This is a genomic window from Microcystis aeruginosa LEGE 91341 (assembly GCF_015206885.1).
GTDB lineage: Bacteria > Cyanobacteriota > Cyanobacteriia > Cyanobacteriales > Microcystaceae > Microcystis > Microcystis aeruginosa_H.
On record NZ_JADEXY010000046.1, the window covers coordinates 1 to 16,781 of the forward strand.

General features: G+C 43.6%; 17 protein-coding genes and 1 pseudogene. 10 read left to right on the top strand and 8 right to left on the bottom strand.

Annotated features, from left to right (window positions below):
• A partial coding sequence (locus tag IQ234_RS09105; protein WP_193956859.1) for a transposase occupies positions 1-145 on the top strand: 145 nt, incomplete at its 5' end.
• A gap of 108 nt (positions 146-253) precedes the next feature.
• On the opposite strand, the gene IQ234_RS09110 is transcribed toward IQ234_RS09105, so the two are convergent.
• Entirely contained in the window at positions 254-403 is a 150-nt protein-coding gene (locus IQ234_RS09110) for a cupin (protein ID WP_228008439.1), read from the bottom strand.
• Positions 404-644: 241 nt separating this feature from the next.
• Between IQ234_RS09110 and IQ234_RS09115 the strand changes: the two genes are divergently transcribed.
• Positions 645-1,598 (top strand): branched-chain amino acid ABC transporter permease, encoded by a 954-nt coding sequence (locus IQ234_RS09115; protein WP_193956861.1) that lies wholly within the window; start codon positions 645-647, stop codon positions 1,596-1,598.
• Positions 1,599-1,795: 197 nt separating this feature from the next.
• Positions 1,796-4,183 (top strand): ATP-dependent Clp protease ATP-binding subunit, encoded by a 2,388-nt coding sequence (locus IQ234_RS09120; RefSeq protein ID WP_193956862.1) that lies wholly within the window; start codon positions 1,796-1,798, stop codon positions 4,181-4,183.
• A 55-nt stretch (positions 4,184-4,238) separates the two neighbouring features.
• Here the strand turns inward: IQ234_RS09120 and IQ234_RS09125 are convergent, their stop codons facing one another.
• Positions 4,239-4,379, bottom strand: a complete 141-nt coding sequence (locus IQ234_RS09125) for a hypothetical protein (protein ID WP_002760440.1) — start codon at positions 4,377-4,379, stop codon at positions 4,239-4,241.
• A 793-nt stretch (positions 4,380-5,172) separates the two neighbouring features.
• Between IQ234_RS09125 and IQ234_RS09130 the strand changes: the two genes are divergently transcribed.
• The 4 genes from IQ234_RS09130 (at position 5,173) to atpC (ending at position 8,352) form a co-directional block, all read left to right on the top strand.
• Positions 5,173-5,445 (top strand): hypothetical protein, encoded by a 273-nt coding sequence (locus IQ234_RS09130; RefSeq protein WP_193956863.1) that lies wholly within the window; start codon positions 5,173-5,175, stop codon positions 5,443-5,445.
• Between the two features lie 14 nt (positions 5,446-5,459).
• Positions 5,460-5,888: an Imm30 family immunity protein gene (locus IQ234_RS09135; protein ID WP_193956864.1), complete on the top strand. Its 429-nt coding sequence runs from the start codon at positions 5,460-5,462 to the stop codon at positions 5,886-5,888.
• A 524-nt stretch (positions 5,889-6,412) separates the two neighbouring features.
• Positions 6,413-7,861 carry a F0F1 ATP synthase subunit beta gene (gene atpD, locus IQ234_RS09140; protein ID WP_002766069.1) on the top strand — a complete coding sequence of 483 codons (1,449 nt, stop codon included), beginning with the start codon at positions 6,413-6,415 and terminating at the stop codon, positions 7,859-7,861.
• A gap of 74 nt (positions 7,862-7,935) precedes the next feature.
• Positions 7,936-8,352: an ATP synthase F1 subunit epsilon gene (atpC, locus tag IQ234_RS09145; protein WP_185241173.1), complete on the top strand. Its 417-nt coding sequence runs from the start codon at positions 7,936-7,938 to the stop codon at positions 8,350-8,352.
• A gap of 176 nt (positions 8,353-8,528) precedes the next feature.
• Here the strand turns inward: atpC and IQ234_RS09150 are convergent, their stop codons facing one another.
• The gene (locus IQ234_RS09150; protein ID WP_002760450.1) at positions 8,529-8,852 is read right to left on the bottom strand and encodes a 30S ribosomal protein PSRP-3; all 324 of its coding nucleotides are present in this window, start codon (positions 8,850-8,852) and stop codon (positions 8,529-8,531) included.
• A gap of 103 nt (positions 8,853-8,955) precedes the next feature.
• On the opposite strand from IQ234_RS09150, the gene mutT reads away from it, so the two are divergent.
• The 3 genes from mutT to mraY are packed head-to-tail and all read left to right on the top strand — an operon-like array spanning position 8,956 to position 10,751.
• Positions 8,956-9,378, top strand: a complete 423-nt coding sequence (gene mutT / locus IQ234_RS09155; protein WP_193956865.1) for an 8-oxo-dGTP diphosphatase MutT — start codon at positions 8,956-8,958, stop codon at positions 9,376-9,378.
• Positions 9,375-9,638 (top strand): DUF3134 domain-containing protein, encoded by a 264-nt coding sequence (locus tag IQ234_RS09160; RefSeq protein ID WP_002735746.1) that lies wholly within the window; start codon positions 9,375-9,377, stop codon positions 9,636-9,638. Before mutT ends, IQ234_RS09160 begins: the two co-directional genes overlap by 4 nt.
• A 45-nt stretch (positions 9,639-9,683) precedes the next feature.
• Entirely contained in the window at positions 9,684-10,751 is a 1,068-nt protein-coding gene (gene mraY, locus IQ234_RS09165; RefSeq protein WP_193956866.1) for a phospho-N-acetylmuramoyl-pentapeptide-transferase, read from the top strand.
• On the opposite strand, the gene IQ234_RS09170 is transcribed toward mraY, so the two are convergent.
• The 5 genes and pseudogenes from IQ234_RS09170 to IQ234_RS09190 form a co-directional block, all read right to left on the bottom strand.
• Positions 10,752-11,075, bottom strand: a complete 324-nt coding sequence (locus IQ234_RS09170) for a HesB/IscA family protein (protein ID WP_002754867.1) — start codon at positions 11,073-11,075, stop codon at positions 10,752-10,754.
• 269 nt (positions 11,076-11,344) lie between these two features.
• A pseudogene (locus tag IQ234_RS21750) lies at positions 11,345-12,529 on the bottom strand (bluetail domain-containing putative surface protein); the annotation flags it as partial.
• A gap of 69 nt (positions 12,530-12,598) precedes the next feature.
• On the bottom strand, positions 12,599-14,779 hold the full coding sequence (locus IQ234_RS21755; RefSeq protein WP_193956868.1) for an ELWxxDGT repeat protein: 2,181 nt from the start codon (positions 14,777-14,779) through the stop codon (positions 12,599-12,601).
• A 41-nt stretch (positions 14,780-14,820) separates the two neighbouring features.
• Positions 14,821-15,828 carry an Rpn family recombination-promoting nuclease/putative transposase gene (locus IQ234_RS09185; RefSeq protein ID WP_193956869.1) on the bottom strand — a complete coding sequence of 336 codons (1,008 nt, stop codon included), beginning with the start codon at positions 15,826-15,828 and terminating at the stop codon, positions 14,821-14,823.
• Between the two features lie 48 nt (positions 15,829-15,876).
• Positions 15,877-16,755, bottom strand: a complete 879-nt coding sequence (locus IQ234_RS09190) for a DUF4351 domain-containing protein (protein WP_322743448.1) — start codon at positions 16,753-16,755, stop codon at positions 15,877-15,879.
• Between the last annotated feature and the right edge of the window lie 26 nt (positions 16,756-16,781).

The window sequence follows — 16,781 nt, forward strand, 5'->3', positions numbered from 1 at the left end:
GTGGGGAGGAGAGTTTTGGAGTGATGGATATTACGCAAGTACGGTAGGAAAGCATGGGGATGAAGGTATGATAGCGAGATATGTAAAAGAACAAGATAAAGAATACCTGCAGCTACACCAAAATCTACAATTGAGTCTATTTTGATTCTGATACCCCGTCCGCTTGCGGCGGGGTAGTTCATTTTAATTATAACGAGCTACTTAATTAGTGAGAGGATCGAATTGAAAACATTTAAAACCATATTACTGGTTCCTAACCGATCGCCTGCACCTGATGGATTGCTTCTGGGGTAAAACTGATGCTATACTCAGCTTCTAGGACTTTTTCGCCCGTTACTGTGATTTTATCGGGAAATTCAGCACTAGGAGTCCGAGGAACTGGTTTTCGGAGTTGACTAACCAATGCTGCTGTCTCATAAATTCCCCTGAATTTTTTCCCAGACAAAGTTAAGAAAGATACTTTTTCCCATCATCGATTATCCCGTCTGCTTTTAAGGTGGCTAACGCTACCATATAGGAAAAGTGCCAAGTAAAAAATTATGATAATTTCGATAATTACCAGAGAATCAGAGGGGAGAGAACGGTGATAAAATTAGCTAATTGACTCCCCTAACTTAAATACCCAATAACCGCTCACTGAAAATATGGCTGACTTTTTTAACACCTATGGTTTTTTAATTGTTTCAATGGTATTTGGAGCCATTTTAGGCATTTCAATTTATCTGCCCTTAATGGCTGGTCAATTATCCTTAGCAACCCCCGGTTTTTACGCTTTAGGTGGTTATGTGGCCGCCATTCTTTCCACGAAAGTTTTTACTAATACTGGTGGCAATTATCCCCTGGGTTTGGTCTTTTTAGAAATGTTAATTGCTGGCATTATTGCGGGAATATTAGCCATAGTTTTAGGTATTCCTGTTCTCCGTTTGCGAGGGATTTATTTAGCTATTGCCACGATCGCTTGGGTAGAAATTTTGAGAATTATTGCCCTTAATCTCGATATAACTGGCGGTGCGGTTGGTATTTTCGCCATTCCCCAACCTTTCACTACTCAATTAGCCTACCTTTGGCTGGCTTTGCCCCTCTTATTCCTAACTATGCTGTTTCTCTACCGTTTAGAAAACATCAAAATTGGTCGGGCATTTAATGCCATTCGTGCCGATGAATTGGCGGCTGCGGCCATGGGAATTAATCCCACCTATCACAAAGTTTTATCCTTCACTTTCGGGGCGGTTTTAGCGGCAGTTGTCGGAGCGGTAAGCGCCCATTTTCTCAATACTTGGAATTCCCGTCAAGGAACTTTTGATGCCAGTATTATTTTCTTGGCTTTCGTTTTAATTGGTGGTTCAAGAACTTTTGTCGGTCCAGTGGTGGGAGGCATTGTTTTAACTGCTTTGCCCGAAGTTTTACGCGCTCTCGGCGGTGTGAATGGGTTACCAATTTGGTTAGGGAATTTCTTGCGCGATGGTCGTTTGATTATCTTTGGAATTTTAATTGTTTTGGGAACTATTTTTTATCCCCAAGGCTTAATTACACCTGAATTAATCAAAAAACTAATGCCTTTTAAAAGACGTTCCTCTCTTAGTCAAGTTGATTCCTAATTACAGTGATCAGTGATCAGTTATCAGATTTTAGTTTTCAGGTAGTTGATTACTGTTTACTGTTCACAGCAAAAAACTCCCCAGTCTCTACTCCTGTCCCCTAACCCACCCTGCTGATACGGATATCCCCCTTCCGGCTAATGTAAAGAAAACGTTACAGTAACAAGTAAAGCCCAGTAGCCAGGAAGCCGTCGATCATGTTTGAATACTTTAACCAGAAAGCTATCAAAGCGGTGATGTTCGCCCAAGAGGAAGCCCGTCGTACCGGTCACAGTGTCGTCGGTACGGAGCATTTACTGTTAGGATTGATAGGAGAAGCCACCGCCGCCGCAGCCTTAATTCTCAAGGATTTAAAAGTCACCCTGCACGAAAGTCGCCGCGTAATTGAAGGAATGACCGGCCGCGGCAGCGGTTACAGTCCCGTTAATATCCCTTTTACCCCGAAAGCGAAAAAGATGTTCGAGCAAGCATTTCAGGAAGCTCGACAATTAGGGGAACAGGCGATCGCACCTGAACATTTATTACTTGCTATCACCGCCGATCCCGAATCCCTAGCCGCTAAAGTTTTAATTATGCAGGGTGTTGATCTCCTGCAACTTCGCGCCCTTTTACTGAAAAGTGCTGGGGAAAAAGTCGCTAGTGGTCGCTTCACGGCAAGCAGTGACTATGAAGACCAGAAAAATGCTCCCCAAGGCGGTATTTTAGCCCAATATAGTCGCAATTTAAGCCAAGAAGTCAAAAATGGCAAAATCGACCCTGTAATCGGTAGAGAGCCAGAAATCCAGCGAGTTATCCAAATTTTGGGCCGTCGCAGCAAGAATAACCCGATTTTACTCGGTGAGCCGGGGGTGGGCAAAACAGCGATCGCTGAAGGGTTAGCACAACGCATCCATAATGGCGATATTCCCGAACTTTTGCGGGATAAACAGGTAATTGCCCTCGATATGGGGTCTTTACTGGCGGGAACCCGTTTTCGCGGCGATTTTGAGGAACGTTTAAAGGGTGTTGTAGAGGAAGTTCGCAAATCGGGCAGTATTATCCTGTTTATCGATGAAATTCACACTCTTGTGGGTGCCGGTAGCATGGGAGGAGCCATGGATGCTTCTAACTTGCTTAAACCTGCTTTAGCTCGCGGTGAGTTACAGTGTTTAGGGGCCACCACTCTCGATGAGTATAAACAGCATATTGAGCGAGATGCGGCTCTAGAAAGACGTTTTCAGCCAGTTATGGTGGGAGAACCGACTAAAGAGCAAGCGATCGAGATTTTACGCGGTTTAAAAGCTACCTACGAGGATTTCCATCAGGTAAAATACGATCAAAAAGCGATCGAAGCTGCCGTTAATCTATCCTCTCGCTATATCAATGATCGCTTTTTACCGGACAAAGCGATCGATCTTCTCGATGAAGCAGGATCCCGCACCCATCTACGCTATTCCCTACAAAGTAAAAGTCCCGCAGAGGTTAACGAAGAATCACCCCTAATTAACCCCGAATCTTTAATTCCGGTGGTAGATGCGGAGGAAATTGCCCAAATTGTTGCCGCTTGGACAGGTATTCCCGTTACCCAATTAACTGAAACTGAGTCGGAATCGCTCTTAAATCTGGAATATCAACTGCACGAGCGGATTATTGGTCAACAGGAGGCAGTAAATGCCGTTTCTCGTGCTATTCGTCGAGCGCGAGTAAATTTAAAGAATCCTAACCGTCCGATTGCCTCGTTTATTTTTGCCGGTCCCACGGGAGTGGGTAAAACTGAATTAACGAAAGCCTTAGCTAAGTTACTCTTTGGCTCGGAATCCAGTATGATTCGCCTAGATATGTCGGAATTTATGGAATCCCACACGGTTTCTAAGTTAATTGGTGCGCCTCCCGGATACATCGGTTACAATGAAGGCGGTCAGTTAACGGAAGCTGTGCGTCGTCAACCCTATAGAGTGGTTTTGTTTGACGAAATCGAGAAAGCACATCCCGATGTTTTTAATCTTCTGCTGCAACTGTTAGAAGATGGTCGTTTGACCGATTCCCAAGGTCGTCGGGTGGACTTTAAGAATACCCTAATTATCATGACCTCGAATATTGGCTCAAAAGTCATCGAAAAAGGCGGTAATAGCTTAGGATTCGAGATGGCTGACGATTTGGCTCAATCGCGTTACCAACAGATTTCTAATCGGGTGACAGACGAGTTAAAACAATATTTCCGTCCCGAATTTCTCAACCGTCTCGATGAAATCATTGTTTTCCGACAGTTAACTCGCGAAGAAGTTACCCAGATTGCCGATATTCTGATCGCAGATATAGCCAAACAATTGGCAGAAAAAGGCATTTCTGTGGAAGTTACCGCCGCTTTTAAGGATTTGGTCATCAATGAGGGTTATGATCCTAGCTACGGTGCGCGGCCTTTACGTCGTGCTTTAACTCGACGCTTAGAGGATAGTTTAGCCGAGGCGATGTTATCGGGAAAAGTCAATTCTGGAGACCATGCGCTATTAGATGTAACTGCTGAAGCTGTGGTGACAGTCTCTAGTCATCGGCGCTCCGAGCAGAGCGATATTCTCTCGCAATTACAGTTACAACCGGTGGGTTAATCCGCTCAAAAATTGCTTTTTTTCGGGGTTGAAAAATTTTCAACCCCCATTTTTATCATCCGGGAAAAATAACTTCTAGGGGAGCGGGAATCATCTCGCTACGAAAGTCCAGAATCTGAACTAGGATTAGATAGGCAACGGCGATTAAAATCGAAATCGCTCCCGTGATAATGGCGATAATTTTAGCAGAATTCATATAGTTAAACGTTAATTTCCTGAGATTGCCGCAAAAGCTACCGAAATTTATTCTCATCTACGATTGCGAGCCTAAACAATTCAAACTGAAGATATCTTACAGCACAATTCTCCCGGACAGTTGAGAGAAGGGAGTGCATCTCGGTAAAGCTGTCCCTTGAAAATTTGACAGGAGATAGTGCTTGCAGCTCAAGACATAGACTAAACTCTATGGTCAAGCTTTAAATTGTTTTTTATTTGAATCTATACAACCAGCAAAACCCTTGCTATAATCGACAATATATGGTATTAGTCCAATTCCATCCACGGCATCGGCATCCCCAAAGTTGATCAACCTCGCTTTGTTTTAAGGTAGGCTAAGGCCTGCCTTACTTTTTTGGGTTGGGAAGCACTGGAGTTGGGGGAAAAGGGGAAAATGGGTCATTAAAGCTTAATTATCAGGAAAAAGCCCTGATCGTGTCTAAATTCTAGCTTTCTTTCGGGGCAAGCTTTCGGGTGATCAATAACTAACAGAAACTAAATTTTCGAGTTGTTGTTAGAAAATAGGCGAGCGCTCGCTTATAAAATAAGAGTTTCAGCACTTATGTGTTGACAGGGATTTTCCGAGATAGAAGAGCGATAAGATTTTTATTCACCTATGATAAATCTATGGTCTAAAATAATCATAAGGAGACAACATCACTCAATTTAAACTACTGACAGGAGAAGGAAAAGTCGGGACATACGGCGACTTGTTAAAATTAGGTCGTAGAGGAGATAACTTAACCCCCCATCATCTACCATCCAATGCGTATATGAAAGCGAAAATCAACGGTTACACAACTAATCAAGGAATTGCTATCATGATGGAACACTTATCCCCCGGAAAAGGAGGTCGTCATCGTCAAACCTTATCTTATGGTAAAAGTCCAGACTTAACCCTTTCCCCTCGACAAACCTTAGCACAAGAAGTTTGGGATATTCGCTCAATTTATCTAAGTCAAGGATTATATAATGCAGATATCAGGAAGGGATTACAAGAACTCATTCAACTTAATAAAACTACCTGGTCAACCTTTTTTGATTAAGGAGCAACAACCCCATGAATTTAATAAAAATCCTACAAGAGAATCGCTTAATGAAAACATCCCAAGAAATTAACTTATTTGAGGAAACATTAGAAAAACTTGCCAAATATCCTGATGATAAACATTTAAAAGACTTACATCTTATCCTAGATGATAACTGTGAACATCCTGAAATTATGTTTAGTTTAGTGCATTTTTTAGAAGATTTTGACCCCCAACAACAAATACAAGCTTTTATTGAAGTGATTCCTCAATTAATGATAACTGCACCAGAATGGACAAAAATCATTCACTATCGAATGATTAATGATGAATCTGCTGTTAAAATTTATCAGAATAGTCTGGAATTAGCCAATCAAAAAACACCTCATTTTTTGTATCAACTTTTACTAGAAAGCGTCAAAAATCAGATTAATTCATCCTCAGAGGTCATCTTAAACTAAATTTTTGTATGACTTATAGAAATTAAAATGATATTTTTATATCTGTAATCCCTTAAAAAAGGTCGCTTTTTCTGGCATTTGTTCAACCTTAATTAATTTAATTTGATACCCAGCGACTTCCCCCAACCCCCCAAAAGCTTGGATTGAGTAATAAAATCAAAAGTAAACGCCAATTTTAAAAGAGAGTTTCCCCTTAAAAATCCCAACCTATATCTTGAGCAGTTAAACCCTCGACACTGTGGCCATCTTCTCCTTGAGACATGAGGTGACGTTCAATTAAAGGCAAACCCCTGTGTTTGTCAAGCAGGGAGTGGGAAGCGGGGAGTGGGAAGCGGGAAGTGGGGGGAACAAATAAAATAATCTCCCGTCTCCGAGTCTCCTGACGACCGACTGCTGAGGGCTGATAGCGAAAATAACTGATCTGATCCCCTAGCGTGATAAGCTGAGTATTGGCTAATTTTACAAAAAATTAAGACTTTCCCCTTGTGGGAGTTATCAGCTAAAACCCAGAGTAGACATAAACAATGGTAGCGACAACAGAAACTAACGTTGGTAAAATCGTCCAGATCATCGGTCCTGTCATCGATGCCGAATTTCCCAGTGGCAACCTGCCCCGTATTTATAATGCCTTAACCGTAAAAGGAACTAACTCCGCCGGTCAAAATTTATCCGTTACTTGTGAAGTCCAACAGTTACTCGGTGACAACCAAGTGCGGGCCGTTGCCATGAGTACCACCGATGGTTTAGTGCGCGGTATGGATATCGTCGATACCGGCGCAGCGATTAGCGTTCCCGTGGGTAAATGCACCCTCGGTCGGATTTTTAACGTTCTTGGTGAACCCGTGGACGAAAAAGGACCGGTTAACGTCACCGAAACCTCTCCTATTCACCGTCCCGCTCCCAAATTAGTCGATCTTGAAGTAACACCGACGGTTTTTGAAACCGGGATCAAGGTAATTGACCTGCTCACCCCCTACCGTCAAGGTGGCAAAATCGGCCTCTTTGGGGGTGCTGGTGTGGGCAAAACCGTCATTATGATGGAATTAATCAACAATATCGCCATTCAACACGGTGGTGTCTCGGTTTTTGGCGGTGTGGGTGAAAGAACCCGCGAAGGAAACGACCTCTACAACGAGATGATCGAATCGAAGGTAATCAACGCTGATAACCCCGAAGAATCGAAAATCGCCCTCGTTTACGGTCAGATGAACGAACCCCCCGGAGCGAGAATGCGCGTCGGTCTCTCCGCTTTGACCATGGCCGAATATTTCCGCGATGTCAACAAGCAAGACGTACTCTTATTTGTCGATAATATCTTCCGTTTCGTGCAAGCGGGTTCGGAAGTATCGGCTCTCCTCGGTCGGATGCCTTCTGCGGTAGGATACCAACCCACCCTCGGCACTGATGTAGGCGACCTGCAAGAGCGGATCACCTCCACCAAAGAAGGATCGATCACTTCCATCCAAGCGGTCTATGTACCCGCAGATGACTTGACTGACCCCGCTCCTGCTACTACCTTCGCTCACTTGGACGGAACAACTGTACTATCCCGTGGTCTGGCTTCCAAAGGTATCTATCCGGCGGTAGATCCCCTCGGTTCCACCAGCACCATGCTCCAAGCTGATATCGTCGGTGATGAACACTACGGCACCGCTCGCGCCGTCCAATCTACCCTGCAACGCTATAAAGAGTTACAGGATATCATCGCTATTCTCGGTTTAGACGAATTATCGGAAGAAGATCGTCTCACCGTTGACCGCGCTCGCAAAATTGAGCGTTTCCTCTCGCAACCTTTCTTCGTGGCCGAAGTGTTCACCGGTTCTCCGGGTAAATACGTTACCCTCGCTGATACGATCAAAGGCTTCCAGATGATCCTTAAAGGTGAACTCGATAGCTTACCTGAACAAGCGTTCTATATGGTCGGCAGTATCGATGAAGCGATCGCTAAAGGCGCAAAACTCAAAAAAGGCTAATTAAAAGTCAGTAGTAACCGCGTTTAGCGGTTACTAAACCCAGAAATCTGCCAAAATTATCGTTATTATCACCAATGAGCATTACAGTACGGGTTATTACACCCGATCGCATTGTCTGGGATAACGTGGCTGAAGAAGTAATCCTACCCAGTTCCACAGGACAATTAGGTATTCTTAGCGGTCACGCTCCTTTATTAACGGCCCTGAATATTGGCGTAATGCGAATTCGACCGGGGAAAGACTGGGAAAATATCGCGGTTTTGGGCGGTTTTGCCGAAGTCGAAAATAATGAGATCAAAGTCCTCGTTAATGGGGCGGAATTAGGCTCAAAAATCGATAAGGAAAAAGCTCGCACCGAATACGAACAGGCCCAAACCCGTCTCGATGAAGCCAGTAAAGGGGATGACCGTCGCAAAACTATCCAAGCGCAACAATCATGGCGCAAAGCTCGCGCTAGATACCAGGCCGCTGGCGGTTTAGTATCGGTTTAAACCCAACCAAATTAAATTAAAGCAAAATCGGGCGGGTTTATATGAACCTACCCGATTCTTTTTCGGTTATCAGTTATCAGTTCTTCTACTGCTCGGTGATCAGTGAAAAAGTTTCCTGTTTTCCGTTGCCTAAAACTGGAGATTTTGTCGCTCCCCATTAAGATAACTGCTATAAATTAATTGCTACCACTAAAAACAACTTCGGGGAATTTTAACTGTGCATCGGCCATGGGGATTTGTCGGCCTTGATTGCGTAACTCTTGCCAAAAATTAATTACTTCTGTGGCTTTGTTGAGAACATCAACGCGATCGGACTCATCAATCCAGTGTTTTGCTTCTAACTCCTCTTGCAGTTGTTGCCAAGCATCATTGCGCGGCCAGAAAAAATAAGCGGTGAGGGGGCTAGTTCCTTTGCCGACCACCTGATCTACAGCGATCGCTACGTTCTGATCTAACCACAATACTTTTAAAATAAACTTTGATTCGGAACTGACTGTCATTGTTAATCGTTAATCGTACAATTTTCGATTATATCATCTTTTGACTCAATTTTCCGCAGTCAATTTTTAACTATTTTTTGCTGTTTTTTCGCCAATAACCGCTATGATTCCCGAAACAGACTCTTTAGCTTCTAAACAAATCGGTGTGGCCGTAATTAGAGATGATCGAGATTTAATTTTAATCGATCGCCGTCTGGCCAAGGGACTCCTGGGCGGTTTTTGGGAATTCCCCGGCGGCAAAATCGAAGGCAATGAAACGGTGCAGGAATGTATTAAACGGGAGATATTAGAAGAAATTGGCATTGAAATCGCAGTGGATAGTCATTTAATCACCATCGATCACACCTATAGTCATTTTCGGGTTAATCTACAAGTATATAACTGTCGTTATCTCAGCGGCGAAGCAAGAGCGATCGAATGTGAAGAAATCCGCTGGGTAACTATCGAGGAACTACATCATTACACTTTCCCCGCGGCCAATCAAGAGATTATCAGAGCCTTAAAAGACATGGTAAACTCGAAATGATTGCTGTTAATCGTCGAGTGATTATGCTTAATCCTTCTATTCGTCAAGAACCCCGCTACGAACCGGCCGCGGTTATTCCCCTAAAAAAAGACGCTTCCATTGTCGAGTGGTTAGAAAAAAATAATCGCATGATTCCCCGGGATAAAATCGCGGAACCAGATCTGACTCTCGAAGAAGATGTGGAACTATCTGAACTCATGGATGTCGATGATATCGGTTATGATGACGACGAGGATGAATTAGTCTTAGATGAAGATTAATCCCGTCTTCTTTGGCAAATTTTACCCTTATCTGACGCTTTAGTCGTGAACGCTAACATTTTTTCCGCCCCTATCTTTAAAAAACCCACTGGAACCCATCTCCTGATTCTACTAACGGGATTACTATTTCTGTTAGTAGTTTTTTTTCAGTCCACTAATTCCCTGTTACTCCCCCTGATGGCCACAACGCTAATTAGTGCTGGTTTTGGTTGCTGGGTAGTACCGATGCTGCGGCGCTTGAAAATGGGTCAGATTATGCGCGAGGATGGACCCCAGGCTCATTTAAAGAAAGCAGGAACCCCAACAATGGGAGGCAGCTTTTTTGTGCCAGTAGCCCTTATTTTCGCTTTAATCTGGTCTAAATTCACTCCTAATGTGGTGGCGGTTGCTTTGCTGACTTTTACTTACATGGGTATCGGTTGGTTAGATGATTGGCAAATTCTGCGTTATAAGTCGAATAAGGGCCTATCTCCCCGAATGAAGTTAATTTTACAGATAACGGGGGCGGTGCTTTTTTGTCTCTGGATGTTGGTCAATCAGGTGAGTACCGATATCACCCTTTGGGGTCGATTAGTGATTCCTTTAGGCTTTTTCTTCTGGATTTTGGCGGCATTTGTCCTTGTAGCTGAAAGTAACGCCACTAATCTCACCGATGGGGTGGATGGATTAGCGGGGGGAACAGCTGCGATCGCTTTTTTGGGTTTAGCCATTATTATCGCTCCTAGTCATCCGGATTTAGCGATTTTCTGCACTTGTTTTAGTGGTGCTTGTCTAGGCTTCATTTTTCATAACCGCAACCCTGCTAAGGTGTTTATGGGTGATACCGGTTCCCTCGCTTTGGGAGGTGCTTTAGCTGCGGTGGGTTTAATTTCCGGACATCTCTGGGGATTATTTTTAATTAGTGGTCTCTTCTTTCTGGAATCTCTTTCGGTAATCGCTCAGGTTATCTATTATAAAGCCACAAAAGGACCCGATGGCAAGGGCAAAAGATTATTAAAAATGGCTCCTTTTCATCATCATTTAGAATTAAGTGGTTGGACGGAAACCAAGATTGTGGGAGCTTTTTATCTGGTTAATGTGCTTTTAGTTGTCTTGGCTATTTGGAGCAGTTAATTAAGCGCTAAAAGAAAGACCACAACCGCAGGTATTTTGGGTGTTGGCATTGGTAAAACGGAAACCACCACCCATTAAATCCTCTGAATAGTCTAATTTTAAAATTTGCAGGTAGCGATCGCTGTCAGGATCGACTAAAATATTAATACCCTGACTTTGATAAAAGCGATCGTTTTCTGCCGCAATAGGGGTTAATTCGAGATGATAGTGAAGTCCCGAACAACCACCGTTTTTTACGGCCAAACGCAGATAGGAACCACTCAGGCGACGGCTTTGACTCCAACGTTCAATTTCTCTAGCGGCGGCGGGACTTAATTCGATCATTGTTTTTGAGACTATTGTAATAATAATATCAAGTTCTTGTGAAGTTATACCACAGTTGTTGTCCAACTTTATGTTAAGAAATATGTGACTAATGGATAGCGGGGGTAGCTGACAATTTTTAACACAGAAGACGGGTTTCTAAATACTTGAAGAAACCCGTTTTCTAAATAGGCGTTTGCAGAAAACGGGTTTCTCGAAGAAAAAGGGTTTCTAAATAGTTTCTTGAAGAAACCCGTTTTCTAGGTGACTTAGAAGGAGAGCTTAGACACTTAGATAAAGAAATTACCCACTGGAATGCTTCCTAAAGCTGGTAAAGTACCAGTAAATCCAGTGATATTTATTAATAAATCATTGCTGGATTGGAAGCCAGCCGCGCTATCATTAATAACGAGGTAAGTTCCAGCTATTGCACCGGTTGTTACCTGCACTAAGGCGGCACTATTAACCCCTAATTCTTGATTACCTGTAGTGGCTCCATTAGCATCAGTAAATACCTGATTGATTAAATTGTCTAAATTGGTGACAGTGCTATTAGCAGTTCGACTGAAACTACTAGGCACACTCATGGGAAGTCCACCTTCAGTTAATAAGTCGATTTTATCACTATTGATGGCAAAATCCGTGATACGGTCGTTTGCTGCTATGGTAGATTGGCCAAATTGGAAGATGAAGATATCTGCACCATTACCACCGGTTAAAGTATCAATTCCCGCACCTCCATTGATTTGATTATTGCCACTATTACCCACAATTAGATTATTAGCGGTATTACCGGTGGCATTGATAGCAGTATTACCGGTTAAAGTTAGGTTTTCAATATTGTCTAAATTGGCAATACTGTAGGTGACACTCGATTGGATAGTATCGCTTCCCTGATTAGCTAGTTCAGTAATGGTATCATTGGTGGTATCAACTTGATAGGTATCATTCCCTAAACCGCCGATTAGAGTATCAATTCCAGCTGCACCATTCAGGATGTCGTTACCTTCATTACCTGTCAGGATATTATTACCACTATTACCTGTCAGAATGTTATTGAGGTCATTTCCTGTACCATTGAGGTTAGCGGTTCCTGTAAGAGTAAGATTCTCAACGTTATCGGTTAGGGTGTAGGAAATAGAAGCTTTAACCGTATCAGTTCCCTCATTGAGGTTTTCTGTAACTATATCCCCCGTATTATCTACGGTGTAAGTATCATTTCCCAGACCACCAATCATTGTATCTGTGCCAGCTTTTCCATCAAGGCTATCATTACCAGCTAAACCTGTCAGGATGTTATTACCACTATTACCTGTCAGAATGTTATTGAGGTTATTGCCTGTACCATTGAGGTTAGCGGTTCCCGTAAGAGTAAGATTCTCCACGTTATCGGTTAGGGTGTAGGAAATGGAAGCTTGGACGGTATCAGTTCCCTCATTGAGGTTTTCTGTAACTATAGTCATTTCAGATAAGTCTGATACAGTCTAGACCGACAAAACCCTTATGAACTCTGGGATTGATATTCTCAATCTTAATTGAAATGACTATATATCCCCCGTATTATCTACGGTGTAAGTATCATTTCCCAGACCACCAATCATTGTATCTGTGCCAGCTTTTCCATCAAGGCTATCATTACCAGCTAAACCTGTCAGGATATTATTACCACTATTACCTGTCAGAATGTTATTGAGGTTGTTGCCTGTACCATTGAGGTTAGCGGTTCCCGTAAGAGTAAGATTTTCAACGTTATCGGTTAGGGTGTAGGAAATGGAAGCTTGGACGGTATCAGTTCCCTGGTTGAGAGCTTCAATCACCAAATCCCCGGCATCATTTACCGTATAAGTATCGTTTCCGGCTAATCCAGTCATGGCATCTGCTGCAGAGGTTCCCGCAAGGGTGTCCGAACCAGAAGTACCGATAAAGTCATCATTTTGGATAGTTCCAATAGCAGTAGCGGTGGTAATAGTAGCGCCGTTGGTGGCATTGGAGAGGGTGACGGTAAAGTTTTCGTTCGGTTCTACCGTTGTATCTCCCTGAACGTCAACAGTAATTACTTGACTGGTTTCCCCCACCGCAAAACTCAAGGTTCCTGACGGTAACACTCCTCCGACAAAATCAGTGGCATTGGCGGGATTGCTGCCGCTGCCGGTAACTGCCCAGTTAACGTTATTGCTTCCCGTGGTGTTATCCCCACGAGTGACGGTGAAGGTGAAGGCTTTACTGCCACTGTTGCCCTCGGTTTGATTGGCACTGGTGGCGGCAATAGCGAGGGTGGGAACTGCTACATCATCATTATTGATGGTTCCAATAGCGGTAGCAGTGGTAATAGTAGCGCCGTTGGTGGCATTGGAGAGGGTGACGGTAAAGTTTTCGTTCGGTTCTACCGTTGTATCTCCCTGAACGTCAACAGTAATTACTTGACTGGTTTCCCCCACCGCAAAACTCAAGGTTCCTGACGGTAACACTCCTCCGACAAAATCAGTGGCATTGGCGGGATTGCTGCCGCTGCCGGTAACTGCCCAGTTAACGTTATTGCTTCCCGTGGTGTTATCCCCACGAGTGACGGTGAAGGTGAAGGCTTTACTGCCACTGTTGCCCTCGGTTTGATTGGCACTGGTGGCGGCAATAGCGAGGGTGGGAACTGCTACATCATCATTATTGATGGTTCCAATAGCGGTAGCAGTGGTAATAGTAGCGCCGTTGGTGGCATTGGAGAGGGTGACGGTAAAGTTTTCGTTCGGTTCTACCGTTGTATCTCCCTGAACGTCAACAGTAATTACTTGACTGGTTTCCCCCACCGCAAAACTCAAGGTTCCTGACGGTAACAATCCCCCAACAAAATCAGTGGCATTAGCAGGATTGCTGCCGCTGCCGGTAACTGCCCAGTTAACGTTATTGCTTCCCGTGGTGTTATCCGCACGAGTGACGGTGAAGGTGAAGGCTTTACTGCCACTGTTGCCCTCGGTTTGACTGGCATTGGTGGCGGCAATAGCGAGGGTGGGAACTGTGGGACTACCCACATTTAAGGCCCACAATTCAAGACCGTTCACGCCGTTATCGGCAGTGAAGAACAGGGTGCTGCCCACTACCTTCAGACTGATGAGGGAGGAGGAGCTAGAGGAATCGGGGCGGATGTCGGCCACCAAAACCGTACCCGCCGCCGTGCCGTCGCTCTTCCACAATTCCCGACCGTTCACGCCGTCATCGGCAGTGAAGAATAGGGTGTTGCCCACCGCCGTTAGACTGCGGGGGTAGGAGCTAAAGGAACCGGGGTTGATGTCTTTGACCAGAACCGTACCGGCCGCCGTGCCGTCGCTTTTCCACAATTCAAAGCCGTTCACGCCGTCATTGGCCCGGAAGAACAGGGTGTTGCCCACTGCCGTTAGATCGTTGGGGGAAGACCAAGTGGAACCGGGGCGGATATCTTTGACCAGAACTGTACCCGCCGCCGTGCCGTCGCTCTTCCACAATTCCTCGCCGTTAACGCGGTCAGTTGCTCGGAAGAACAGGGTGTTGCCCACCGCCGTTAGAAGTTGGAGGTTGGAGCTAATAGATATGGGAATAATATCTTTGACCAGAACTGTACCCGCCGCCGTGCCGTCGCTCTTCCATAATTCAAGACCGTTCACGCCATCATTGGCGCTGAAGAACAGGGTGTTGCCCACTACCGTTAGAGAGCCGGGGCTGGAGCCAGAGAAACCGGGGCGGATGTCTTTGACCAAAACCGTACCGGCCGCCGTGCCGTCGCTAAGAAACCCGTTTTCTAGATGTTGATTTTTGCCAAAGACTGCTTAAATTCTGCGAGGGAATTAGCGGTAGCTGCTAATTTTAGTAGCTCTTCTAAGATAGTAGGGTTAGTCATTTTGCCGATTATCTCTTCAATTTCTGAAGAAATTTGTCCAAACCGCACAGTTAAAACTGTTTTTATGTCATCGCGGCTTTTTTCTAACGCTCCAATTTCCTTGCCAATTTCCTTGCCAATTTCCTTACCAATTTCCTTGCCTATTTCTTTACCGCGTTCGATTCCTCGTAACTCCATATTGCTTACTAAAGGCATGGTTCTTTCCTCCTCAAATTGTTTGATTTTACTCTCTAAACTTGTCTGCAATTCAGTTGATAAAGTCATCATCTGGTCGATGATTTCAAACAGTTTAATTATCTGTTCCCTCTCGAACTCCTTTTCATATAATCCCCTGATTAACCTCCACTTCCACTGTTCCCGTTCTGGCAGCTTTCCAGTAGTCGCTTTTGTTTTCAGGTGTGCCATGACTATTATAGCAAAGGGATTGCTACTTGCTTCTAGTTCTGACCAGATTTCCTCATAGTCCAGTAATTTGACTGTTGGGAATTTGAGGCTGACTTCACAGCCAGCAATGGTATAATTATAGGAATTTGGTCGCCAATTTACTCGTTCATCTCCTAAGATAGCGAGACTGATAACCGGTTTCTGATACAAATCAAAGGCCCGATAGTTATAAATATACATCCTCTGGGGGAAATTTTCTTCGTATTGACTTTGAATTTCAATATGAATCAAAATCCAGACTTCTTCACCCCTGAGTAACCAGACTTTATAGAGTTTGTCAGCAAAACGTTTTTTTGTCCTTGCTGAAGCGGTAATCCGTTTGAGTTCTTTTTCCAGAGATTCGGGAATTTTTGTCCAATCAATTAATTGGTGAACTTCGGGAAAGAAGAAATGTAAAAACGCCTCAAAATACTCGGTTAATGCTTCTTTCCAGGGTTCATCATAATTAGCGGTTGTTTGTTTCATTATGACAATTTTAGTGGGTTGTTGTCAGAAGGCGCTCGCTAACCTAAACTAAGCAGTTAAAGTATTTAACCAATTGATTAAATCTTTAACTGTAGAGAAATCGAATAAAGCTTCTCCTAATGCTTCAACATCATCAATACTTAACTCCATGATTTTAGTTTCCAATGAAGGATTAATCTCCCCTAACTTGCGTTTAAGTTGACGAAGAATCAATGTCTTTTCCCGTTCGATACCTAGTTCAATACCTTGACGCATCCAACTGGTGGTAATTTGCATAACTCCCTCCTGTACAGGTTGACTAAATGTGCTAATCTCTTCTTGAAATTGTCTCTCTTCCACCGGATTAAGATTGAGATATGTATCAATAAATCCAGAAATTAATTGCATTCTCGCTGCATCTAACCTTAAAGTAATTAACAAGCGCAGACATTCCGCTTTTACCTTAGCTCGCTCTTTCTCGGCAATGTTCATCTTAGCCATCAAAGCTGAAGCAACCGGATTCGGTTGATTGAGAAAATCTCGCCAATTTAATCGATTTAACTGCACTACTTGATAATTAAATTCTAATACCTTAAAATCAGGAAAATCGACTACATATTGACTAATCGCTTCTCTTTTTGGCTTTGAATAAGAAAAAATTACAATCGGATAAATCGGTAAGACAAATTTCTCATGAAAGCGAGCAAAATAAGTAAACATTCGCCGGTTAAACCACTTGCGGGAACTTTCCTGCGCCTCGACATGAATCAGAAAAAAAGATTCCTTTCCTCGAAACTTAACTTGTGCGACTAAATCGCTTTCATGTCTTTCTCCTTCCGTGACATCAGTAAATACTTCTTTGTCTAAAAAAGTAATCGATTCCCTATCTAAATAATCCATCAATTGAGGAAAAAATAACTCAATAAATTCGACTAAAAAGGTGGAGATTAACTACTTAAATAAGCGATCATGGT